Raw genomic sequence first — 21815 nt, 5'->3', positions numbered from 1 at the left:
TCCGACCGGTCAGAGCGCGCGCGTCATGAAGGTCGACGCCGGGTCGGGCAGGTAACTCCCGAACGGCTCGCACTCGACGAACCCCTCGCTGGCGTACAGCGTGCGCGCCGCCAGGAACGCGGCATCTGAGCCGGTCTCCAGCCACAGGCGGGCAAGGCCGTCCCGACGCGCCGCTTCGACGATGTGGCGCAGCATCGCGCGCCCCACACCCGTGCCGAGCTGCGCGTCGACGACCCGCATCGACTTCAGTTCGCCGTCTTCTTCCCCGAGCCGCGCGAGGGCGCCGATCCCGGCGATCTCGCCGTTCCGCCAGGCGGACCACACGGTGATCGACGGATGCCGCAGCGCCGCCACGTCGAGGGCGTGCACGCTCTCGGCGGGGGTCTGCGCGTGCATTCCGGCGAGGTGTTGTCGCACGAGACCGACACTGGCGGGACCCGTGAGGTCGTCGACGCGGATGTCGAGGGGAGAGGTCATGGCAGGCTCCACGGCGAATCAGGCCTCCAGGGCGAAGGGGGCGGGGTCGCGGGGACGCCGGGATCCCCAGGCGAGCGTCACGAGCCCGGCGGCGAGGACCACGAGACCCGCGACGGCGAGAGGGGAGAGGGCCTCTCCCAGCACCGTGACGCCGAGAACCGTCGCGGTGAGCGGCTCGCCGAGCGTCAGGGTCGCCGCCGTCGCCGCCGTCAGACCCTGCAGCCCCCACGTGAACAGGACGTAGGCGAGGGAGATCGTCGCAAGACCGAGCCAGAGCGCCATCGCGAGCCCGCCCGGCGTGACGATCCAGCTCAGGTCGACGAACGGAACGGCCGCGGCACACAGGACCGCGGAGCCCACGCCCATCGAACCGACCACGGTGAAGGCGTCCCACCCCTGGTCGAGCAGCCGGCGCTGCGCGTTCGCGATGACAGCGAAGCAGGCGCCCGCCCCGACGGCGGCTGCGAGTCCGGCGCCGTCGACGCCTCCGGTACCCGAGCCGCCGCCGAACCCGAGCAGCACCACACCCGCCGCGGCCAGAGCGGTCGCCGCGATCCACAGCCACGAGGGCACCCGCCGCGAGATCAACCACTCGAGGATGCCGGCCAGGACCGGGGCCGATCCCAGCGCGATGACGGTGCTCACCGCGACACCGTTCGTCTCGGTGCCGAGGAAGAAGAGGGGTTGGTAGAGGCTGATCGCGACGCCCGTCACGGCCATGAGCGCGAGCGGCCGCCACGTGAGGGCGGGGCGCGCCCGCTCGGGTGAACGCCGACGGTGACGCGCGGCGAGGCTGAAGGCGAGAGCCGCGAGTCCGATGCCGCCGATCACCATCCGCGCGACGCCGACGGAGAGTGTCGAGGCGTCGTCGGGGCCGAGGGCGTTGGCGGTGCCCGTCGTCCCGAACAGCCGCGCGGCGGCGAGGACGGCGAGCAGATGCAGCACCCGTCCTTTCTACCGTCTCGACGCGGGTGCCCCGGCCACCCGCCGGTAGCATGGACCGGTGACGGTTCGGCTCTACGACTCCCAGGCTCAGGCGCTGCGCGACTTCGCGCCCGCCGACCCCGAGAACGTCACGATGTACGTCTGCGGTCCGACCGTGCAGTCGGGTCCGCATATCGGCCATGTCCGCGCCGCCCTCAGCTTCGACGTCCTCCGCCGGTGGCTCACCCACCGGTTCGGTCGAGTGACCTTCGTCCGCAACGTCACCGACATCGACGACAAGGTCCTCGCCAACGCGACCGATGCCGAGCCGTGGTGGGCGCTGGCGTATCGGATGGAGCTCGAGTTCTCGCGCGCGTATGCCGCGGTCGGCATCCTTCCCCCGACGTACGAGCCCCGCGCGACGGCGTCCATCCCGCAGATGCAGGAGCTCATCGAGCGCCTGATCGAGGCCGGCCACGCGTACGCCGCAGCCGGCGATGTGTACTTCGATGTGCGGTCGTGGCCGCAGTACGGGTCTCTCACGCGCCAGTCCGTCGACGCCATGGAGTCCGCCCCCGATGCGGATCCGCGCGGCAAACGCGACCCCCGCGACTTCGCGCTCTGGAAGGGTGCGAAGGACGGCGAACCGGCGGATGCCTCCTGGACCTCGCCGTGGGGCGCCGGTCGCCCCGGCTGGCACATCGAGTGCTCGGCGATGAGCCGGCGCTACCTCGGTCCCGAGTTCGACATCCACGGCGGCGGACTCGACCTGCGCTTCCCGCACCACGAGAACGAGCTCGCGCAGTCGACCGCGGCCGGCGACGCGTTCGCCCGCTACTGGGTGCACAACGGGCTCGTGACCGTCGGGGATCAGAAGATGTCGAAGTCGCTCGGCAACTTCCTCCTCGCCCACGACGTGCTCGCCGAGTACGACCCGTTGGTGGTGCGCTACGCGTTGCTCGCCGCCCACTACCGCTCGAACCTCGGCCTGTCACCGTCGACGTTCGCCGAAGCGGATGCCGCGCTCGGCCGCATCCGCTCGTTCCTCGAGCGCGCAGCACGACGCCCCAGCCCGTTCATCTGGGCGGCGGAGCCTCCTCAGGACACTTCCGGGTCGGACACCGACAGTGAGGACGTGTTCGTCATCCCTGCGGACTTCGCGGACGCGATGGACGACGACCTTTCGGTCCCGCAGGCGCTCGCCGTCATCCACGAGACCGTGCGTCGCGGTAACGCCGCCATCGATGCGGATGACGACGAGCACGCGTGGATCTCGGCATGGCAGGTCCGAGAGATGACGAGCATCCTGGGCATCGACCCGACCTCGACGCAGTGGAAGGGCGACGGTGACGGAGTCGTCTCGGCAGCGCTCGATCGCCTCGTCACCACCATGATCGACCAGCGCGCGGAGGCCCGCGCGACCAAGGACTGGGCGACAGCCGACCGGATCCGCGACGCGATCGCGGCGGCAGGTGTCGTCCTCGAAGACGGTCCCGAGGGGACCCATTGGAGTTTGAACAATGGCTAAGCCAGGCAACCCGTCCGCCGGACGCGGCAAGAAGGGTCCCACCAAGGGATCCGGCGGCAAGAACAAGCGCTCGCTCGAAGGGCGCGGCCCGACCCCCAAGGCCGAGGATCGCGCCTGGCACCCCGCCGGCAAGCGCAAGGCCGCCAAGGAGCGCTTCGTCGCCGCCGGTGGCAAGCCGCAGATCCGGCAGACCACCGGGGGGCGCGCGCCCAAGGCGAAGTCCGGCGACGACACCGAGACGGTCACCGGGCGCAACAGCGTGCTCGAGGCTCTCCGCGCGAAGATCCCCGCGACGGCGTTCTACATCGCGCAGCGCGTGGAGATGGACGACCGCGTCAAGGAGATGCTCTCGATCGCGACGAACCGCGACATCCCGGTCCTCGAGGTCACCCGCCAGGAGCTCGACCGCATGGCCGGTTTCGACGGCGTGCACCAGGGGGTCGCGCTCAAGGTGCCGCCCTACGAGTACGCCCACCCGCAGGATCTGCTCGAGCAGGTCATCGATCGCGGTCAGCTTCCTCTTTTCGTCGCGCTCGACGGAGTGACCGACCCCCGCAATCTCGGCGCGATCATCCGGTCGACGGCCGCGTTCGGCGGTCAGGCGATCATCCTGCCCCAGCGCCGCTCCGCAGGCGTCAATTCGGCGGCGTGGAAGACGAGCGCGGGCGCGGCCGCCCGCATCCCCGTCTCGATCGCCCCGAACCTGACGACCACGCTCAAGGAGTTCAAGAAGCAGGGCGTGTTCATCCTCGGGCTGGACGGCGGGGGCGACGTCTCGCTGCCCGCCCTGCAGCTCGCCGACCGTCCCGTCGTCATCGTGGTCGGGTCCGAGGGCAAAGGGCTCTCGCGCCTGGTCACCGAGACCTGCGACCAGATCGTGTCGATCCCGATCAACGCGGCGACCGAGTCCCTGAACGCCGGCATCGCGGCATCCGTCGCCCTCTACCAGGTCGCGACCCTGCGCGCGGCATCGGAGTGATAGCCCGGCCATAGGTTCTCGCGCCAGACTGGCACCGACAGCGAAAGGACACCCCATGACCCGTATCGCCGTGATCGGTGGCACCGGCTACGCCGGAAGCCACATCGTCGCCGAGGCCGTCAGCCGCGGCCACACCGTCGTCTCGGTCGCCCGCAAGGTGCCGGCGGACCGCGTCGACGGTGCGACCTACGTCGAGGGCACCCTCCTCGACGCGCCCGCGCTCGTCGCCGAGCTGCAGGGTGTCGAGGTCGTCGTGTTCGCGACGTCCCCGCGCGGCGACATGGTCGGCAAGATGCGGGATGCCGTCACCGAGGTCATCCGCGAACTCCCCCTGTCCGTGCGGGTCGGCGTCATCGGCGGCGCCGGCGGAAGCCTGGTCGCGCCCGGCGGTCCCCGCGTCATCGACAGCGGCTTCCCCGAGGAGATCAAGCCCGAGGCGATGGAGGCCATCGGAATCCTCGAGGACCTGCAGGCCGACACCACCGGTCGGGAATGGTTCTACATCCACCCCGCCGGCGGATTCGGTGCGTGGGCACCGGGGGAGCGGACCGGCTCGTACCGCGACGGCGGTGACGTCATCGTCACCGACGACAACGGCGAGTCCTTCATCTCGGGCGCCGACTTCGCGATCGCGGTGCTGGATGAGATCGAATCGCCGAAGCACCGCAACGAGCGGTTCACCGTCGGCTACTGAGCCCGCTCAGACGAGGTCTCGCCAGTCCACCTGATCGTCCTCGTCCTCGTCGGGGAGCGGCAGGTCGGCCGTCACGACCGGGACCGCCATGGTCTCCGTCGGCGGTCCCATGACGGTCGCCTCGTCACGCCGGTGGCGGAGCACGTCATCGATGTAGGACGACAGCACCTCCGCGATCGGGATCGACCGACCGCGCGCCTGAGACATGTACCACCGGTGCTCGAGCACCTGATGGAACACCTCGGCGGGCTCGAGCTTGCTGCGCAGCTCCCACGGGATCGCCTTGACCACCGGCTCGAAGACGCGGGTGAGCCACTCGTGCGCGACCATCTCCTCGTCGCTGCCCAGCCGTGAGACACGGGCGGCGAACTCGTCCATGTCGTTGAGCAGACGGCGCGCCTGGTTCTCTTCGACGTCGAGGCCCGTCAGGCGCAGGAGGCGGCGCTGGTGGTGGCCGGCATCCACCACCTTCGGCTGGATGAGCACCTTCGTGCCGTCGGCGGTCTCGTCGATCGACATCTCGCCGATGTCGAAGCCGAGGCCGTTCAACCGCTGCACCCGCTCGGTGATGCGCCAGGTCTCGTTCGCCGCGAACGTCTCGGTCTCCGTCAGGGCGCTCCACAGCGATCGGTAGGACGACATGATGCCGTCGGCGATCGCGACGGCATCGACGCCGCCCTCGAGGCGCCCGCCCGCTTCGAGGTCCATGATCTCGCCGGCGATGTTCGTGCGCGCGACGTCGAGGTCGTGCTCGCGCTGACCGCGGGTCAGGCCGCCCTCGTGGAGTTCGCCCGTCTCGGCATCCACCAGGTACGCGGCGAACGCCCCGGCATCCCGTCGGAACAGCGTGTTCGAGAGCGAGACGTCACCCCAGAAGAAGCCGACGTTGTGGAGCCGGACGAGCAGCGCCGCCAGGGCGTCGACCAGACGCGTGGCGGTGTCGGGGCGGAGCACCTGCGTGAACAGCGCGCGGTACGGAAGCGAGAAGCGCAGGTGCGCGGTCACGAGGGCGGCGGGAAGCGGTTCGCCCTTGGGGGTGCGCCGCCCGTCGATCACGGCGACGCGGCTGACGCACGGGACGTCGAGCCGGCCGAGCGAGCCCAGCATCTCGTACTCCCGACGGGCCATCTCCGCCGTCGTCTCTTTGACCGCGACGACTCGGCCCGACAGGCTCGCGAAGCGCACGAGATGTCGGGAGAGGCCTTTCGGAAGCGAGACGATCGCGTCGCTCGGCCACTCGCCGAGCGGCGTCGACCACGGCAGGGCGAGAAGCCCCGCGTCGACGCTGCTGGCGGTGATGCTCAGGGAATGGACCACGCGGTGACCTCCGGGTGACGCACCGCGGCGCGGGAGGTCCGGAGACCTTCCCGCGCCGCGGTCCTGCTGATGATGACGATCAGGCCGAGACGACCGGCTTGTCGTTGAGGCGCTCGCCCGACTCGATGTCGAACGCGTGGACGTGACCCGGCTTGGCGGCCAGGGTGACCGTCTCGCCCGCGTTCGGGTGGTTGCGACCGTCGACACGCGCGACGATGTCGGTGCGCTTGCCGTTGATCTCGACGTGACCGTAGAGGTAGCCGTCGGCGCCGAGCTCCTCGACCAGGTCGACCTGGACCGCCAGGCCCTTGCCGTCCGCGGGGCCGACCTCGATGTCCTCGGGGCGCACACCCACCGTGACCTGGCTGCCGTTGGCACGGCCCACCGTGTCGCGGTCGAGGGGGACGACCTCGGAACCGAAGCGGATGCCGCCCTCGGCCAGGTCGGCCGGGAACAGGTTCATGGCGGGGGAGCCGATGAAGCCGGCGACGAACACGTTGTTCGGCTTCTCGTACAGGTCGCGCGGGGTGCCGACCTGCTGCAGGAGGCCGTCCTTCAGCACAGCGATGCGGTCACCCATGGTGAGCGCCTCGGTCTGGTCGTGCGTGACGTAGACCGTGGTGACGCCCAGGCGGCGCTGCAGCGACGCGATCTGGGTACGGGTCTGCACACGGAGCTTCGCGTCGAGGTTCGACAGCGGCTCGTCCATGAGGAAGACCTGGGGCTGGCGGACGATCGCGCGACCCATCGCGACGCGCTGACGCTGACCACCCGAGAGGGCCTTCGGCTTGCGGGTCAGGTACTCCTCGAGGTCGAGGAGCTTCGCGGCCTCGAGGACGCGAGCAGCGCGCTCCTCCTTGCCCACGCCGGCGATCTTGAGCGCGAAGCCCATGTTCTCGGCGACGGTCATGTGCGGGTAGAGAGCGTAGTTCTGGAAGACCATCGCGATGTCGCGGTCCTTCGGCGGCACGTCGGTGACGTCGCGGTCGCCGATGCGGATGGAGCCGGAGTTGACCTCTTCGAGGCCGGCGAGCATGCGCAGCGACGTGGACTTACCGCAGCCGGAGGGGCCGACCAGGACGAGGAATTCGCCGTCGGCGACCTCGAGGTTGAGCTTGTCGACCGCGGGGCGGGTTCCACCGGGGTACAGACGGGTTGCGTTGTCGAACGTGACGGACGCCATTGTTTCTTCTCCTTCACCGGCAGGTACGTGCCGGACGATCCGTAGTGAAGCGAGCGGGGACGACCCCGCACACCCGCCATCGGGTGCGTGTTCAGTATGACACGGGCACGGGGTGCGAGGGGATGCGGTCTCGTCAGCCTTTTTCCAGCGCGTCTGGCTAACATCGGACCGTGCGCCACCCCCGAGCGCCGGGCCGTTCGGCCACCACAGATCTTCCCGAGGTTTCATGTCCACCGATTCCGGCGACACTCCGTCATCCGCGACCGACCGCCGCGAGGCCGTACGCGAGAAGGCGCAGCGCGTCCACATCCGTCAATCGCGCGCACGCATCGCACGACGTGTCTCGCTGGGCGTCCTCGCCACCGCTGCCGTCGCAGCCGTGGCGACGGTGGTCGTGTGGTCGGTCACCTCGACTATGGGCGGGCGCGACCTGACCCCGAGCACGGCGACCTCGGACGGCTTCGCCGTCAGCGACGTCACGGGCGTCTCGGCGGACCAGGGCGTCATCGACGAGAGCGCCGTCGAGGCGACCCCGGGATCGGACAAGGCGGCGACGCCGGCACCGACGGCATCCGCCACCGCTGCTCCCGTCGACATCCGCGTCTACGTCGACTACCTCTCGCCGGGGGCCCGCGAGTGGCAGCTCGCCAACGTCGACCAGCTCACGACATGGGTGGATCAGGGAGCCGCGACGCTCAGCTACCACCCCGTGTCGATGCTCACCGCGAAGTCGAACGGCACGAAGTACTCGCTCCGCGCCGCCGCTGCGGCGGCCTGCGTCGCGACGCACGACGAGAGCGTGTTCTTCGCGTACAACACGGAACTCCTCACGCGCCAGCCCGCGATGGACACAGACGGGTTCTCCGACGTCGAACTCGCCGACCTCGCGCAGGCCGTGGGCGCCAGCGATCCCGAGAAGCTGCGCTCCTGCATCGAGGACGGCGACTTCATCGAGTGGGCGAAGGATGCCACGGAGCGTGCGATCGCCGGCATCCCCGACACTGACGGTCTGGAGCTCACCGGGACGCCGATGATCCTCGTCAACGGCCAGTCCTACATGGGTGCCTTGACGGATGCCGCAGAGTTCTCGCAGTTCGTGCTGACGAGCGCGAGCGACAAGTTCTACACCGAGCAGACCCCGACGCCCACGCCGACCGCTCCCGCCGAGACGCCGACGCCGACCGCGCCGGCGGAGTGACGACCGCGGCCCGGATAGACTGGGCCACCTGCCGGCTTGGCGCAATTGGTAGCGCACCGTACTTGTAATACGGGGGTTGCAGGTTCAAGTCCTGTAGCCGGCACCATCAAGCCCCGATCAGACGCAGAAAACGCCCCCGCTCCTTCCGAGGATGCGGGGGCTTCTCCATTGTTCACCCATGGTTTTGCGGCGGCTCGATCTGGACGTGGTTGGCCGCGAGCTCCGCGAGCTGCAGGCGGATCCGGTACTGGTGCGGGGGCCAGTTGTGCATGCGCTCCCGCCTCCACGCGAGCAGTACGACCTGGTCGACGACGCGGACCCGCTGGCCTTGCCGGACCTCCCAGATCATCGGCATGCCGCGTTGCCGCCAGTAGCGGATCGTGCGTGGCGACCGGCGCACGATCTTGGCGGCCTCGCGGTAGGTGAGTTGAGTCATCGGGTCTTGGGGATCGGTGTCGGCGGTGGGCAGGTCAGGCAGCATCGTCGAACGACGGAGTCGGCCAGGGTGCGGACCTCGTCGGCTTCGTGGCCCTCGTGGTCGGCTGGGTCGAATGGGGGGATGGTGAACCTCTCGCTGACGAGCGCCCGGTAGCGCGCTTCCCACCACTCCTGTGTCTGATCGAGCTCTGCTCGTACTGCTGCAGGGATGATCGTGACGCGCGCGCGGTGCGGCTCGAACGGCGGATCCGCGCGGGTCAGCCCTCCGACCTCCTCTGCACGCCGATCGAGCGCGCCTGCGAGCACGCGCAGTGCGGCGGCGACCCGGCGGCGCTCGGCGGGGACACCGTTCAGTCGGTCCTGCCAACGCGCCGAGACGCTACCGTCGTTCTCCGTCCAGATCACGGCGAGGCCGACGAGCGTGTCGGGCACGTTGAACGTGGCGCGTGATTCGATCACGACCTTGCCCCGTGTTCGCTGATGGTGGCGATGTGGATGTTCACGTACCTTCTCGGCACGACCTATACGCTCGCGACCGCGAAGGCTGACGTCGACAAGGCCGTGGCCGGTGGGTACTGGATCAACTTCACGGTCCACACCCTTGGCACCGGAACGGGCAGCGGCTACTTCTGGACCGTCGCCGACTTCACCGAGCTCGTCGACTACATCGCGTCGACGAACATGCCTGTCCTGCCGATGGACGAAGCCATCCTCGCGATGGCCTGACATATCACGCGCATATCGTTCAGCCCCCGGCTGCCTCACTCGAGGTGGTCGGGGGCTGTTCCGCGTTCACGGGCACGCCATACTCAACCCATGTTCGTCATCGCGCTCTACGGCAGCAGGATCCTCATGGTGGTCAGCTTCCTCGCCGCAGGGGGAGTGCTCTACCTGCTCCATCAGACAGGTAACACCGAAGCGTTCAACGTCGTCCTCGGGGTCGTCATCGGTGCGGCCGCAACGACGCTCCCGCAAGCTTTCGCGCGCCACACCGACCGTCTTCTACGCGCCCGAGCCGCCGCGCGCCTGGTCCGCAGCGACCTGTACGCCCATCAAGACTGGATCCTGCAGTCGGTGCTCGGTAAGAGTTGGGTTGCGCCTCCGACCGAAATGGCAACCCTCGAGCACTACGCCGAACTCGCATACGTCACGGGGCGCTGGAAGAAGTGGGAGCCGCTGAGCGCCTCACGACGGTTCATCGCGCAGCTGCTCGGCGACCAGGACACGTGGACACCAGAGGAATTCATCCACCACGCGACCGAGGCAATAAAGGCTATCGACCGCGCCCGGGCTGCACTCAGCAAGATCGACGGGGGAGGCAAGGAGCCACGGCTAGAAACGAAGCGGTTCGAGGCGGTGAGGAAGGCTGCGGAAGCTGCACCTCTCGCGCGAGTACCTGCTCATCGACCGCGCCGACCCAGACCCAGCATCGGTGCTCTGTTCCGTCGCCGGTGAACCAATCCCCAGCGTTGTCACGGAGGACGTGTGTGGTCCGTCCCCGCCGTCCCCCAGAGCGGCGGGGACGGACGCAGCGAAGCACTTCCCCAGCGTCTTCGCCGATACGAGTTCGGAGGACCGCCCGAAACGGATTGGGAGATGCTAGGTAACTACCGGTCTCCGAGGGGTTGTGGCATAGTCGGATCCGCACGGGCGGCCGGGACCCCGCTGTCCGTGCGCTCGTCCTCCAGTCGGCTACCGGAGTAACGTCACGGGCAGGTTGGCCTGGACATCGTTGCCGTTGATATGGCTGAACGCCCGGATCGTGCCGATCGCGTCCAGCCCAAGAGATGCATCGCGGTAGCGCACAACGATCCGGTCGTCGTGGACGGTGATCGCCTCGGGGCCGTAGTTTGCCTCGGTGGCGCTGGTCCACTCGAAGACGTACGCCGATGCGCCATCTTGGATGCGGACACCGAAGCGCCTCACCCGGTCTGCGCGATAGAGGGGTGCCAGCAGGCACCTTTCGCAGGGGCCGGTGCTGACATTGACCATTCGGCCTCAGCCAGTCTCGACTAGCGCCAGCGGTCAGAAGCCTCCGGCGGCGCGTACGGTGTAGTGCTCGCTGAGCGCGGTGTGCTCTTCGGGCGTGAGTTCGATGTCGACGGCTGCTGCTGCGTCATCGAGGTGATGCGGCTTAGTTGCGCCGATGATCGGGGCCGTGACGACGGGGTTGCTGAGTACCCAGGCCATTGCGATCTGTGCCATCGGGAGGCCGCGGTCCGCGGCGGTGCGCTGAACGGCGTCGATGACGGGGCGGTCGCGTTCGGTGTCGGCGAAGAATCTGTTGCCAACGGGGTCGTCTGAGGAGCGCGGAGTCTGCTCTCCGACGGGGCGGGCGACGCGGCCTTTGGCGAGGGGGCTGTATGGGATGCTGCCGACTCCCTGGTCGGCGAGCAGACCGAACATCTCGCGCTCTTCCTCGCGGTAGAGGAGCGAGTACTGGTCCTGCATAGATACGAACCGCGTCCAGCCGTGCAGGTCAGCAGCGTGCTGCATCTTGGCGAATTGCCACGTCCACATTGCGGACGCGCCGATGTAGCGGGCCTTGCCGGCCTTCACGACGTCGTGAAGCGCTTCCATTGTCTCTTCAATGGGGCTCTTGGGGTCGAAGCGGTGGATCTGGTAAAGGTCAACGTAGTCGGTGCCGAGACGGGTTAGGGACGCGTCGATCTGCTGCATGATCGCCCTCCGTGATAGCCCGGCGACGTTCAAGCCGGGACCGGTGCCCGGCTTGTCGGAAAAGTGGGCTTTGGTGGCGAGGACGACTTCGTCGCGGCTGGTGAACTGGCGGAGCGCTTCGCCGACGATGCGCTCGGAGTCGCCGTAGGAGTACACGTTCGCGGTGTCCCAGAAGGTGATGCCGAGCTCGAGAGCCTGCCGGAAGAACGGCAGCGCCTCGTCCTTCGAGAGGGACCACGGAAGGTGGCCGCTGGCGGGGTCGCCGAAGCTCATGCAGCCGAGTGCGATGCGGCTGACCTTCAGTCCGGACTTACCGAGGCGGGTGTACTTCACAGGTCGATCCTCTCAACGGGGTGCGATGATGCCGGTCAGTTCGGGCCGCGTCTTGAGTGGGTGCAGCGACCCAGGGGCAACTCGCCCTCACGGGGCCTTCTCAAATGTCACGGTCGCGCCTTTGCTGGCAGTCCAGCTCGCTAAGACGCGGAGACGTTCTTCCGACACCGAAGCCGGCTCGGTGACGTAGGCGATGATCGTGATGTCGGGTTCGCTGGTGAGGGTGAGGGCTTCCCCGGTGACTTCGACCTCGCCGACTGTGGGGTTGTGCAGAGTCTTCGTGGCGCTGGTGTGCAGGCGCACGTTATGCGAGGCCCACCAGGTGCGGAACGGGTCGCTGCGCGTGCTCAGCTCACCGATCAGGTCGGAGAGGGCCCGGTCGAACGAGTTACGGCCGGCCTCGATACGGAACGCGGAAACCATGTCGCGGGCGACGCGCTCCCAGTCGCCGTAGAACTCTTGCGACGACGGGTCGAGGAAGACATACCGGGCGAGGTTCGCCGGCTCGTTCCCGTTCGGGACCACGCCCGGCATGAGCGCGGCTCCGAGCTGGTTCATCGCGATAATGTCGGTGCGGCCGTTGCGGGCGTACGCGGGCAGCCCGCTCATCCCGTCGAGGATGCGTTGCACCCGGACCTTCGCGGGGGTGCGCTTGGGTGGGGGGCGGGTCAGGGCGTGCTCGGCGTTCGCGGCGCGGGCGAGGTCGAACAGGTGCTGCTCTTCGGACTCATCGAGCTGCAACGCCCGCGCGACGGCGTAGAGAACAGACTCGGAGACGCCGGCGAGCTTCCCGCGTTCCATCCGGTTGTAGTACTCGGCGCTGACTCCGGCGAGGGTCGCGACTTCCTCACGGCGCAGGCCCTTCACCCGCCGACCGGTCGCGGAGGCGGTGAGGCCGGCCGCTTCGGGGGTGACGCGGTCGCGACGGGTGCGGAGGAAGTCGCTCGCCTCGGTTCCTGTGTCCGTATCGGTAAGCGTAGGACGGGACCGGAGCCACGAAACAGGCACTGGCAGTACACCAAACAACGCTGTCTGTTCCGCAAGAAGAGACCGCTGTTGATGAGATTCAACGGCAGAACCCCAGCCGGACGGCTTCCTGGAAGGAACGCTCATGAGCACCATCCCCACCGTCACACTGAACACCGGCGCTGAGATGCCGCAGCTCGGCTTCGGCGTGTTCCAGATCCCGGCTGAGGAGACCGAGCAGGCCGTCACCGACGCAATCAAGGCCGGCTACCGCCTCATCGGCACCGCCGCCTCCTACGGCAACGAGGAAGCCGCCGGCTGCGCCATCGTCGCTAGCGGCGTGCCCCGCGAGGATCTGTTCATCACCTCGAAGCTGTGGATTCAGCGCCGCGGGGAGGAAGGTGCCCGCGAAGCGATCACCACGTCCCTGCAGAAGCTCGGCCTGGACTACCTCGACTTGTACCTGATTCATCAGCCCTTCGGTGACTACTACGGCGAGTGGCGTGCGCTCGAGCGGGCCCACGAGGACGGCCGGCTCCGCGCGATCGGTATCTCCAACTTTGCCGCAGACCGGCTCGTGGACCTCATTGCGTTCGCTGACGTCGTGCCCGCGGTCAACCAAATGGAGACGAACCCCTTCCACCAGCAGGTCGACTATCAGGAGCTGCTGCAAGCGGAGGGTGTTCAACTCGAAGCGTGGGCGCCGTTCGCCGAAGGCAAGAACGACCTGTTCACGAACCCGGTCCTGACCGAGATCGGCGACACCCACGGCAAGTCCGTGGCCCAGGTCGTGCTTCGCTGGCTGGTCCAGCGCCACGTCGTGGTCGTGTCCAAGTCCGTCAAGCTTGAACGCATGCAGCAGAATCTCGACGTCGTCGACTTCGAGCTCACAGACGAGCAGATGGCCAAGATCGCCGAGCTCGAGACAGGTGGGTCGCAGTTCTTCTCGCACCGCGAACCCGACATGGTTCGCTGGCTCACCGAGCGCGCCGACGCGTGACGAGTCCTGTGTCGGCCCCATCGGATCCCTGCTCAAGGTGGCCGACGGAGCGAGCTTCGAGGTAAGCACAGAAGCCGACGTCAGTACAAACAGTGATGTGGCCCGCGACTTGACGAGAGGAGGGGCACGATCACCGTAGTCAGCATCGTCTCGAAGTTGTTGCCGGCGGATGCGGAGGAGTACCCGTTTCGGGCGCCTTTCCTTCACATGAGTCCGCGGCCCCGATGCTCAGACACGGGTCCAGCGATCGAGGCCATGTAGTCCGCGGACTTCTTCTCAACGAAGTTGCAGAGATCCGCGCACGCGATGAGGCCGCGCGCGACGGAATGCATCTGCTTGCTCGTCAGTGTGGTCTCCGCGGTTTGCGGTTCGAATCGGATCCGCCAACGGGGGTCATCGACGTCCGTGGGTTCGATCAGGGCCGCCGTTGGCCCTTCGGGGAGGGCGACGATAATGAGGCCAACGTCCCCATCTTCTCCGGCGAGATGGACGACCTGGATGGATTCCGCACCGTCGGATGTCGAGATGAACTCTGCGGTCCATCTTTCGAGTAGTGCGACGCTCCGGTAAGGCATGAGGCCTTCTTTCCGCGAGTGGTTAGAAGGCGATCGTCTCACGGCGGACGCCTTAAGGTGCAACCGACTAACGGCGTCTGCAGCAGCAGCTCGCGCACACGAACGTTCTGAGGGTCGAGCCGCTAGATTGAGCGGAGGCGGGGTGTCGCCTAGATGGCCTCGCCGCTCCCTCAGGCGGGGCCATCGCATGCGGGCGTGCCGCCGGGAGGTAGATGATGGGTCGTCTGACGTACGAGCAGACCACGGTGCTTGAGGTGGACGACCGGACTCTCGCGCACCTCGAGATCGTCATCGGGACGAAGCTGCGCCGGGGCGAACCGTTCATGTTCATGTGGAACAACGGCGCAAGTACTGGCGGGGGCAAATCGACGGTGTGGGTACACAGCCGCTCGTCCCTCGTCTACCGATACAGGGGCCGCGTCGATCACATCAACCCGGATTGGGTGCGTGCGCTCGCGTCCGAAGCGAACAGTCCAGCGGGTCTCGTCATTGTGGACGAGCCGACGCAGAGTTCTTAACGCTCCCGGCCGACCCGTTCGAGTAGAGCCCCCGGCTGGCGTCTACTTGACGCTGGCCGGGGGCTTTCGGCGTTCGCCGGGAGACGGCGTTTCGCCAGACGATCACGGACCGCCGGCCGCCGTGCGCTTCCCACTCGACGCACGCGACCCGGTCGTTCCAGCCTGTCGCGATTGCGGGGATGCGCGTCGTCGGGCCCTCTGCCCACGAGATCCACGCCCAGACCGGTTCGCCGCGGTTCGTCCACTCGAACGGCTGCGGACCGAAGGCCCGCTGCGGGAGGGTGGTCGCGGCGCGGACGTTAGCCGACTTCATGATGCGAGCGTCGTTGAGGGTGTCGTAGTGCGCCTCGTAGCGGCGGTTCTTCGTCACGGTGGCCGGGATCCTTCCTCCGGCCGAGGATGACAGGATACGCCGACATGAGACGACGCCAGGAGTTAGGGTCGCCGGTATGAGGGAGCGCGTGAAGGCAGCGTGGAGGTCGTCGTCCGTTCAGACGCGGCGCTGGTATGTCATGGCCTGGGCCGCGTTGATCGTCTGGCTGCCCTCCATGTTCGTGGCGCTCAACTCGGAGCGTCCCCTCAGCCTCGTCGCGGGCGTGCTCTGGGGGATCAGCATGCTGACGTTCTTCGTTCTCATGCTTCTCATGGCCTTCCGCGCGACCCGACCCACACATGGTCACGGCCCGAAAGACGCGGGGCCGACTGCGACGACCGGGCCCGAGGGATCGGCGAAGTGACCCTCCCAGCGGATCCGTTCGACGGCGGACAGTAGCCGAACTGCCCCGCCTATGGGACGGTCATGCACGCCGAGCAGCTCACAGCCAGATCGGACCTTCCACGCCCCGTCGCCCTTCGAGGGATGGCGGGGCGTTTCGTCGGTCCTGGGCTGCTGTCGATTGGCGCTACACCGTGCACGTCCGACTGCGCAAGCCGACAGTACCCAAGCGCAACCCCTAGACGGGCCGGCGCGATGCTGCGAAGGTCGCGGTATGGCGAGCGAGGGTGAGTCAGGGGGACACACCGCGGGCGGTCTCATCACGCAACGGATGGCCGCCCAACGGGGGCGCGTGACGGGGACTGTCTATCTGTTCTGGGGAGCTCTGTTGCTGGCTACGGGTGTGGCGCGGGGAGTGCCGTCCAATGCTCTGGGGTGGGTTCTTAGCAGTTCCGCTGTGCTTCCGGCTGTTGCTCTCATCGTGTTTGGGGTGCTCGTGCTGCGCGCGCGGAAGAGGCGTGTAGCCGACTTCGAAGCCCAACACGGCCCGGGCGCGGGACGGCAGGCTCCTGTCGGGCGTGGATCGTGACCGATTCTCAGCGATGGGGCGGCCTCGCGCTCGGAGGTGTCTTTGTCCTGATCGGCTTGCTGATGGGTGCGTCGGCCACCTGGGTTGGGGCGGCGACGGTTTTGGTCGTTGGCGGTCTAGTCGTCGCGGTCGTTCACGGGGTTCTGCTCGTGACCGCTCGACGTAGGAAGTGACGCCAACAGTCTCATGACGGACGAGGACAATCCAATGAAGGAGGCGGCGTCGGACATGTCGGCCGAGCGACGATCGGCGGAGCGCGGCGTGGGGATGGCGTCGTACTGGTTCGTACTGAGCCTGGCCTTCGTCTACCTGTCGGTCTCTGGGGCTGTACCAGGAAGCGGTACCGCCTGGTTTGTGGTCGTCGGGTGCGCGCTTACTGCCGTCGGTTGCATCGCGCTTGGTATCGCGCGGCTGCGCTTCAGAGCCAGGAAGATCGCAGCCTTCGAGGCGCAATACGGCACGGTTGCCGGCAGGAAGAATCGCGGCAGGGAGAGTGATTCGGCCCGTGGGACGTAGTCCGCGGTACCACGTTGTGCGGATCTGCGTGGATGCTCTGCTGCTCGTTGGTCTGCTGGTCTTGGCAGCCGTCGCAGGCGGCGAGTTCACGCTCCTGATCTGGGTGGTGGGCGGGTTCCTTGCGTTGTCGACGGCCCTGAGTCTCGCGTGGGAGATCCGATGTCTCGTTGTAGTCCGGCGGGCGAGCGATCAGTAACTCAGCGCAAGTGTCCCCCGGGTAGTTCTTTGCGAGCCCGCCCAAGGCCGGATGCTGCCCTCGATGATTGCGACCATCGAGGGCTGTTCTTGACACCGAGCAGTGATCCATGGTTTACCCACTGTTTTGAGTCACTGACGGCTTCCAATTACCACTACTCGGGCAGGGGTATGGCCCGAGCGCTCCGCAGAATGGCGGGAGCTTCACCACTCGCCTCAACTCACCACCAACCGCATCCCATAAACGGGGGTTGCAGGTTCACGTCCTGTAGCCGGCACCATGGCTGTGCGCGTCGGCCTTCGCCCGCTCCCGGCGTACACGCAGACGAAGGAACGGGCGCTCGACGAACCAGTACGACGCTTCCGCGGCGACTAGCAGTGCGACGAGCCCCCCGACGGTCAGCCCGCCGAACCAGGTCTCGTTGTGGCGGGTCATGAAGAGCTGTTGGTAGAGGTACAGGCTGTACGAGATCAGCCCGATGTGCACCATCGGTCGCCAGTTGAGGAATCGACCGAAGGGCGAGGCCGGTGCGCGCATCATCCACACGATGACGAGCGCCACGGCGAGGGCGTCGCCAACGTACCCCACCGTGTACATCCAGACGCCCTCGAGCCTCGACGTCAGGGCCCACGACAGCGGCAGCCATGCGACGACCACCCACTGCAGGTGACGTGCGAACACCCATTCGGTGAGGCGCGCGAACCATCGCTCTCCCGCGCCGTACGCCACGAGGCATCCGATCATCAGCGCGTCCGCCCGCGTGTGGAACATGTAGGTCACCCCGCCCTCAGGTACGAAGGGGAGCAGATACGTCCCGATGCGGACGAAGGGCGAGACGAGCACACCGATGACCAGCACCTTCACCGCGACGCGGCGGGGCATGAGGATGACGGCAAGCGGCCACAGGACGTAGAACTGCTCCTCGACGCTCAGCGACCACGTGTGGCCCGTCCACCAGGATCCGTCGAGCGGCCAGTAGTCCCGGAGGAACAGCGCCGGGCTGATGATGTCACGAGGACCGAGGCCGTCGATCGCCCGCGTCAGGGCGAGCACCGAGACGATCGCGAGGAAGACGAGGAGGGCGGGGAGGATCCGGTAGGCACGACGGCGGTAGAAGCCCGCCAGCGAGATCCCTCCGGTCTTGTTCCCCTCGCGCAGGAGCAGCGTGGTGATGAGGAACCCGGACAGGACGAAGAACGCCTGCACACCGAAGTATCCTCCGGGCAGATTCGCCCGGAGGAAGGTCACGACGTCGGTCTGGGGGAGCGTGACCGCGCCGTGCCCCCAGATGACGCAGAGCACCGCCAGCGCCCGGATCCCGTCGAGCGACGGGATGGTGCGGGCGAGCGCCGGATCGGTTGCGCGCTGGACGATCGACGTGCTCGTCATGTCTTCCCCCAAGAAGTCGCGAGCAGCGCAGGTCCCCACCGCGCTCAGCTCGTCTAGGGCATGACGCTACCGGCTGACTCGCCCTTTCGCGAGAGTTGAGTCAGCCGACGTCGCGGTCACGCGACCGGTGCCTCCGCCTCTCGCGGTGTGACGCGGACTTCCGCGATGCGACGGCGATCCATGGCGGTCACCTGGATCGTCGCGCCGTCGACCTCGATCGTGTCGCCGACCATCGCGAGGCGGCCCAGCTGCTCGGTGACGAACCCGGCGACCGTGTCCGAAGCCCCTCTGGGGAGGGTGATCCCGGTCGCTTCGGAGAAGTCCTGCAGGTTGAGGCGTCCGTCGATGATCTCGCGATCGCCCGCAGGGGCGACGGCGTCGTCGTACTCGTCGAAGATCTCGCCCACGACCTCCTCCACGAGGTCCTCGAGTGTCACGATTCCGTCGGTGCCGCCGTATTCGTCGACGACAACGGCGATCTGGTGCCCCTCGGCCCGCATCTTCGTCAGCGTCGGGAGGACGCGCGCCGTCGACGGGAAGTAGGGGATCGGACGGACGATGCTCGACAGGGGCGCCTCGGCATCCGAAGCCGCCTCGAACAGGTCGCGGACGTGGACGAAGCCGACGATGTCGTCGATGGAGGTGTCGGCAACCGGGTACCGCGAGAAGGGGAGGTCGTGCACCGCGGAGACGGCCTCTCCGATCGACGCGCTGTCGTCGAGGGAGGTGACGTCCGGGCGCGGACGCATCACCTCGCTGAGCTGACGCTCCCGCAGCGAGAGAACGTCCTCGAGGATGCGGCGCTCGTCCTCGGGGAGCCCCTCATGGCTCGCGACGATGTCGCGGACCTCCTCATCCGTCATCTCCTCACCGGTCTTGTGCGGATCGCCGCCCAGAAGACGCACGAGGGCGTTCGTCGACACCGACAGCAGCCAGATGACCGGCCGCATCACCGTGGCGAAGCCGTCCAGGACGGGCGCGACGACGTAGGCGAACTGTGCGTTCCGCTGGATGGCGAGCCGCTTGGGCACGAGCTCCCCGAGCACGAGCGACAGATACGCGATGAGCAGCGTCAGGATGAGCGTCGCGATCGTGAGGGCCAACCCCGGATCGGCGCCCCACGACTCGATGAGCGGCGCCACCGACGGGGCGATGGAGGTCGCCCCGTAGGCCGCCGACGCGAAGCCCGCCACCGTGACGCCGATCTGTACCGCCGAGAGGAAGGTGTTGGGATTGCGGGCGAGCCCGGCGACCTTCTGTCCGCGCTTGCCGCGCGCGGCGATCGCGTTGATCTGGCTCTCCCGCAGGGTCACCAGCGCCATCTCGGTCGCCGCGAACACCCCGCCCACCAGGACGAACACCACGACCAGGGCGATGTTCAGGGCCAGATCGTTCATCGAGTCACCTCGACGGGTTCGGACTCAGCGGTGGGCGGGATCCTATGATCGCTGTCCATCGGTCAGCGGTGCTCCTTCGTTTCTGCGGGGGAGGGGGTCGAGGTCGGTGCGCCGGCGGCGAGTTCGCGGTCGAGGTCGCGACGCGTCTTGGCGAGGCTCGCCACGGTGGCCACAACGATGGTGGCCGCGATGAACAGGAGCGAGAACCAGATCGGGATCTCGGGCGCCCACAGCATCGGCTCGCCGCCGTTGATGAACGGCAGCTCGTTGACGTGCATGGCGTGCAGGACGAGCTTCACGCCGATGAAGGCGAGGATGACGGCCAGACCCTGCGCGAGGTACACGAGACGCTCGAGCAGACCGCCGATGAGGAAGTACAGCTGTCGCAGACCCATGAGGGCGAAGGCGTTGGCCGTGAACACGATGTACGCCTCGTTGGTGAGGCCGTAGATCGCGGGGATGGAGTCGACGGCGAAGATCAGGTCGACGAAGCCGATGGCGATGATGACGAGCAGCATCGGCGTGACGAACCGCTTGCCGTTCTTCTTCACCGTGAGCTTGTCGCTGTTGTATTCGTCGCTGACGGGGAGGATGCGGCGAACGAACTGCATGAACTTGCCGTTGGCCGGGTCGGACTCCCCGTGTGCGAACGCCTGACGGTACGCGAGGAACAGCAGCAGAGCGCCGAAGACGTAGAAGATCCAGGAGAAGTTCTCGATGAGCGCGGCGCCCACGGCGATGAACGCACCGCGCATGATCAGCGCGATGACGATGCCGATCATCAGCACCTTCTGCTGGTACTTCTTCGGCACCGCGAAGCCGGTCATGACGATGAGGAAGACGAAGAGGTTGTCGATCGACAGCGCCTTCTCGGTGAGGTAACCGGCGAAGTACTCGCCGGAGTAGACCCAGCCCCACCCGGGGATGATGCCGATGACGACACCGAAGATCAGGGCGAGCCCGATGTAAAAGGCGGACCACCGGGCGGATTCACCGATCGACGGCTCATGCGGCTTGCGGACGTGGGCAAAGAATTCGTAGACGAAGAAGGCGATCGTGACGGCGATCGTGATGCCCCAGACGAGAGGGGTGATTTCCACAGGAGTCTCCTCGATGGCGTGAACGGATGACGCCAGAGTCTTCTCCATCCCGATCTCTCGGGACCGGTGGTCCGGGATGCGTCTTCACATCCGTAATGACGAACCCACCGTCGTGGAGTACTCCCCCTGGGGATCCCGATTTTACGGGATGCCGGGAAGCAAAACTGGCAATTGCCTGACGCCGCCGAGCGTGCTACCCGCGGGACGGCTCCTTGATGTCGTCGCTCGCGTACGGCGCGGGAGCAGGGGCGTGCGCGTACGGGATGAACCAGCTGGCGAAGTCCAGCGGAGGGGTCGCGCCGGCGGCATCCCGCTTGGACGTGGCGTCCTGATCGGCGAAGAGCGACTCGACGTCGAGGTCTTGGAACAGCACGGTGTCGAGGTGTTCCCGCCATCCGTCCGGCAGTTCGCCGGAGAGTCGGTCGGCACTGCGTTCCGCTTCGTCGAGGACGAGTTTCAGGGCCAGCTCGTGGGCGACCGTCGGCGGATAGACGGGAGAGGCGCTGAGTCGTGACGTGACCTCGATGGTCGCGGCGAGGAACTTCTGAGCGAATGCGCGGTCGTAATGGGTCGCATACTGCGGTGGGAGTTGCGAGATGACGTGCGTGTCGCGCCACGCCGCGCGGTTGTCGGCGGCATCCGCCAGCTGACGGACGTCGTCGAAGAGGCAATCGACGATGATGACGGACGCGTTCCAGACGAGTCCCTTGATGATCGTCCGCTGACGCAGTTCGGATGCCGACGCCTCGTCCGTCGGGCCGCCGAAGAGCTCGTTGAGGGCCCAGTCGATCCCGGCCAGTCGCGCGCCGGCCCGCGCGACGCGCGACGTGTCGGAGGACCCCGCCGGCACGCTGCCCGATGTGCCCTCCCACTCCGAGTCGACGACCGCGGCGGTCGTCGACTCGATCCGGACCAGTCCATCCGCTGCGTCGAGGACGCCGACCTCGATCAGTGACAGGAGGGCGTCCTCGGCGCTCAACGTCGAGGCCGCCATGCGGGACGCATCGTCGGTCCCGTTCAGGAGGTCATCGGGGTGCGCGCACACGAGGTCGAGATCGATGCGGACCGCCGCGCGGTAGCGGGGTGCGGGTGCCATGGGGGCAT

At 67.5% G+C, this 21815-nt stretch carries 24 protein-coding genes and 1 tRNA gene; 11 read left to right on the top strand and 14 right to left on the bottom strand.

Going from position 1 to position 21815, the window contains the following annotated elements; translation table 11 throughout:
* Positions 1-9 precede the first annotated feature (9 nt).
* Both ACIGEP_RS13225 and ACIGEP_RS13220 read right to left on the bottom strand, forming a co-directional pair.
* Complete coding sequence (locus ACIGEP_RS13225) at positions 10-477, bottom strand: GNAT family N-acetyltransferase (protein ID WP_396662100.1); 468 nt, start codon at positions 475-477, stop codon at positions 10-12.
* Positions 478-495: 18 nt separating this feature from the next.
* Positions 496-1422 carry a DMT family transporter gene (locus tag ACIGEP_RS13220; protein WP_396662099.1) on the bottom strand — a complete coding sequence of 309 codons (927 nt, stop codon included), beginning with the start codon at positions 1420-1422 and terminating at the stop codon, positions 496-498.
* A 58-nt stretch (positions 1423-1480) separates the two neighbouring features.
* Between ACIGEP_RS13220 and cysS the strand changes: the two genes are divergently transcribed.
* From cysS to ACIGEP_RS13205, 3 genes are read left to right on the top strand one after another with little or no spacing between them, the layout of a single operon-like run.
* Positions 1481-2929: a cysteine--tRNA ligase gene (gene cysS / locus ACIGEP_RS13215; RefSeq protein WP_396662098.1), complete on the top strand. Its 1449-nt coding sequence runs from the start codon at positions 1481-1483 to the stop codon at positions 2927-2929.
* Positions 2922-3908, top strand: a complete 987-nt coding sequence (gene rlmB, locus ACIGEP_RS13210) for a 23S rRNA (guanosine(2251)-2'-O)-methyltransferase RlmB (RefSeq protein ID WP_366223239.1) — start codon at positions 2922-2924, stop codon at positions 3906-3908. Before cysS ends, rlmB begins: the two co-directional genes overlap by 8 nt.
* 55 nt (positions 3909-3963) lie before the next feature.
* Complete coding sequence (locus ACIGEP_RS13205) at positions 3964-4602, top strand: NAD(P)-dependent oxidoreductase (protein ID WP_396662096.1); 639 nt, start codon at positions 3964-3966, stop codon at positions 4600-4602.
* 6 nt (positions 4603-4608) lie between these two features.
* On the opposite strand, the gene ACIGEP_RS13200 is transcribed toward ACIGEP_RS13205, so the two are convergent.
* Complete coding sequence (locus ACIGEP_RS13200; protein WP_396662095.1) at positions 4609-5919, bottom strand: DUF4032 domain-containing protein; 1311 nt, start codon at positions 5917-5919, stop codon at positions 4609-4611.
* A gap of 79 nt (positions 5920-5998) precedes the next feature.
* The gene (locus ACIGEP_RS13195; RefSeq protein WP_396662094.1) at positions 5999-7102 is read right to left on the bottom strand and encodes an ABC transporter ATP-binding protein; all 1104 of its coding nucleotides are present in this window, start codon (positions 7100-7102) and stop codon (positions 5999-6001) included.
* Between the two features lie 226 nt (positions 7103-7328).
* On the opposite strand from ACIGEP_RS13195, the gene ACIGEP_RS13190 reads away from it, so the two are divergent.
* Entirely contained in the window at positions 7329-8300 is a 972-nt protein-coding gene (locus ACIGEP_RS13190; RefSeq protein WP_396662093.1) for a DsbA family protein, read from the top strand.
* 30 nt (positions 8301-8330) lie between these two features.
* A tRNA-Thr gene (locus ACIGEP_RS13185) sits at positions 8331-8406 on the top strand.
* Positions 8407-8472: 66 nt separating this feature from the next.
* Here the strand turns inward: ACIGEP_RS13185 and ACIGEP_RS13180 are convergent.
* Both ACIGEP_RS13180 and ACIGEP_RS13175 read right to left on the bottom strand, forming a co-directional pair.
* The gene (locus tag ACIGEP_RS13180) at positions 8473-8736 is read right to left on the bottom strand and encodes a hypothetical protein (RefSeq protein ID WP_396662091.1); all 264 of its coding nucleotides are present in this window, start codon (positions 8734-8736) and stop codon (positions 8473-8475) included.
* Positions 8733-9197 (bottom strand): hypothetical protein, encoded by a 465-nt coding sequence (locus tag ACIGEP_RS13175; RefSeq protein WP_396662090.1) that lies wholly within the window; start codon positions 9195-9197, stop codon positions 8733-8735. Before ACIGEP_RS13175 ends, ACIGEP_RS13180 begins: the two co-directional genes overlap by 4 nt.
* Positions 9198-9233: 36 nt before the next feature.
* On the opposite strand from ACIGEP_RS13175, the gene ACIGEP_RS13170 reads away from it, so the two are divergent.
* A complete protein-coding gene (locus ACIGEP_RS13170) occupies positions 9234-9464 on the top strand; it encodes a hypothetical protein (protein ID WP_396662089.1) in 231 nt (76 codons plus the stop codon).
* A gap of 90 nt (positions 9465-9554) precedes the next feature.
* On the top strand, positions 9555-10193 hold the full coding sequence (locus ACIGEP_RS13165; RefSeq protein ID WP_396662088.1) for a hypothetical protein: 639 nt from the start codon (positions 9555-9557) through the stop codon (positions 10191-10193).
* Between the two features lie 237 nt (positions 10194-10430).
* On the opposite strand, the gene ACIGEP_RS13160 is transcribed toward ACIGEP_RS13165, so the two are convergent.
* The 3 genes from ACIGEP_RS13160 to ACIGEP_RS13150 form a co-directional block, all read right to left on the bottom strand.
* Positions 10431-10730: a hypothetical protein gene (locus tag ACIGEP_RS13160; protein ID WP_396662087.1), complete on the bottom strand. Its 300-nt coding sequence runs from the start codon at positions 10728-10730 to the stop codon at positions 10431-10433.
* A 33-nt stretch (positions 10731-10763) separates the two neighbouring features.
* Entirely contained in the window at positions 10764-11750 is a 987-nt protein-coding gene (locus ACIGEP_RS13155; RefSeq protein WP_396662086.1) for an aldo/keto reductase, read from the bottom strand.
* Positions 11751-11837: 87 nt separating this feature from the next.
* Positions 11838-12863 (bottom strand): helix-turn-helix domain-containing protein, encoded by a 1026-nt coding sequence (locus ACIGEP_RS13150; RefSeq protein ID WP_396662085.1) that lies wholly within the window; start codon positions 12861-12863, stop codon positions 11838-11840.
* Positions 12864-12870: 7 nt separating this feature from the next.
* On the opposite strand from ACIGEP_RS13150, the gene ACIGEP_RS13145 reads away from it, so the two are divergent.
* Together ACIGEP_RS13145 and ACIGEP_RS13140 are read left to right on the top strand one after the other, a co-directional pair.
* Positions 12871-13716 carry an aldo/keto reductase gene (locus ACIGEP_RS13145; RefSeq protein ID WP_396662605.1) on the top strand — a complete coding sequence of 282 codons (846 nt, stop codon included), beginning with the start codon at positions 12871-12873 and terminating at the stop codon, positions 13714-13716.
* A gap of 790 nt (positions 13717-14506) precedes the next feature.
* Positions 14507-14809 (top strand): ATP-dependent DNA ligase, encoded by a 303-nt coding sequence (locus tag ACIGEP_RS13140; protein ID WP_396662084.1) that lies wholly within the window; start codon positions 14507-14509, stop codon positions 14807-14809.
* Here the strand turns inward: ACIGEP_RS13140 and ACIGEP_RS13135 are convergent.
* Positions 14778-15179: a hypothetical protein gene (locus ACIGEP_RS13135; RefSeq protein ID WP_396662083.1), complete on the bottom strand. Its 402-nt coding sequence runs from the start codon at positions 15177-15179 to the stop codon at positions 14778-14780. The two genes, ACIGEP_RS13140 and ACIGEP_RS13135, sit on opposite strands and share 32 nt — an antisense overlap.
* A gap of 79 nt (positions 15180-15258) precedes the next feature.
* On the opposite strand from ACIGEP_RS13135, the gene ACIGEP_RS13130 reads away from it, so the two are divergent.
* Positions 15259-15546, top strand: a complete 288-nt coding sequence (locus tag ACIGEP_RS13130; protein WP_396662082.1) for a hypothetical protein — start codon at positions 15259-15261, stop codon at positions 15544-15546.
* 753 nt (positions 15547-16299) lie between these two features.
* On the top strand, positions 16300-16629 hold the full coding sequence (locus ACIGEP_RS13125) for a hypothetical protein (protein ID WP_396662081.1): 330 nt from the start codon (positions 16300-16302) through the stop codon (positions 16627-16629).
* 454 nt (positions 16630-17083) lie between these two features.
* On the opposite strand, the gene ACIGEP_RS13120 is transcribed toward ACIGEP_RS13125, so the two are convergent.
* The 4 genes from ACIGEP_RS13120 to ACIGEP_RS13105 all read right to left on the bottom strand — a co-directional run bounded on the left by ACIGEP_RS13120 (position 17084) and on the right by ACIGEP_RS13105 (position 21807).
* Complete coding sequence (locus ACIGEP_RS13120) at positions 17084-18214, bottom strand: acyltransferase family protein (RefSeq protein WP_396662080.1); 1131 nt, start codon at positions 18212-18214, stop codon at positions 17084-17086.
* Positions 18215-18330: 116 nt separating this feature from the next.
* On the bottom strand, positions 18331-19611 hold the full coding sequence (locus tag ACIGEP_RS13115; protein ID WP_396662079.1) for a hemolysin family protein: 1281 nt from the start codon (positions 19609-19611) through the stop codon (positions 18331-18333).
* A gap of 62 nt (positions 19612-19673) precedes the next feature.
* Positions 19674-20711: a TerC family protein gene (locus tag ACIGEP_RS13110; RefSeq protein WP_396662078.1), complete on the bottom strand. Its 1038-nt coding sequence runs from the start codon at positions 20709-20711 to the stop codon at positions 19674-19676.
* Positions 20712-20904: 193 nt separating this feature from the next.
* The gene (locus ACIGEP_RS13105) at positions 20905-21807 is read right to left on the bottom strand and encodes a hypothetical protein (protein ID WP_396662077.1); all 903 of its coding nucleotides are present in this window, start codon (positions 21805-21807) and stop codon (positions 20905-20907) included.
* Positions 21808-21815: the final 8 nt, after the last annotated feature.

It is taken from the genome of Microbacterium sp. NPDC077663, assembly GCF_044542795.1.
Lineage (GTDB): Bacteria > Actinomycetota > Actinomycetes > Actinomycetales > Microbacteriaceae > Microbacterium.
This window is presented reverse-complemented; position numbering and strand designations above follow the sequence as displayed.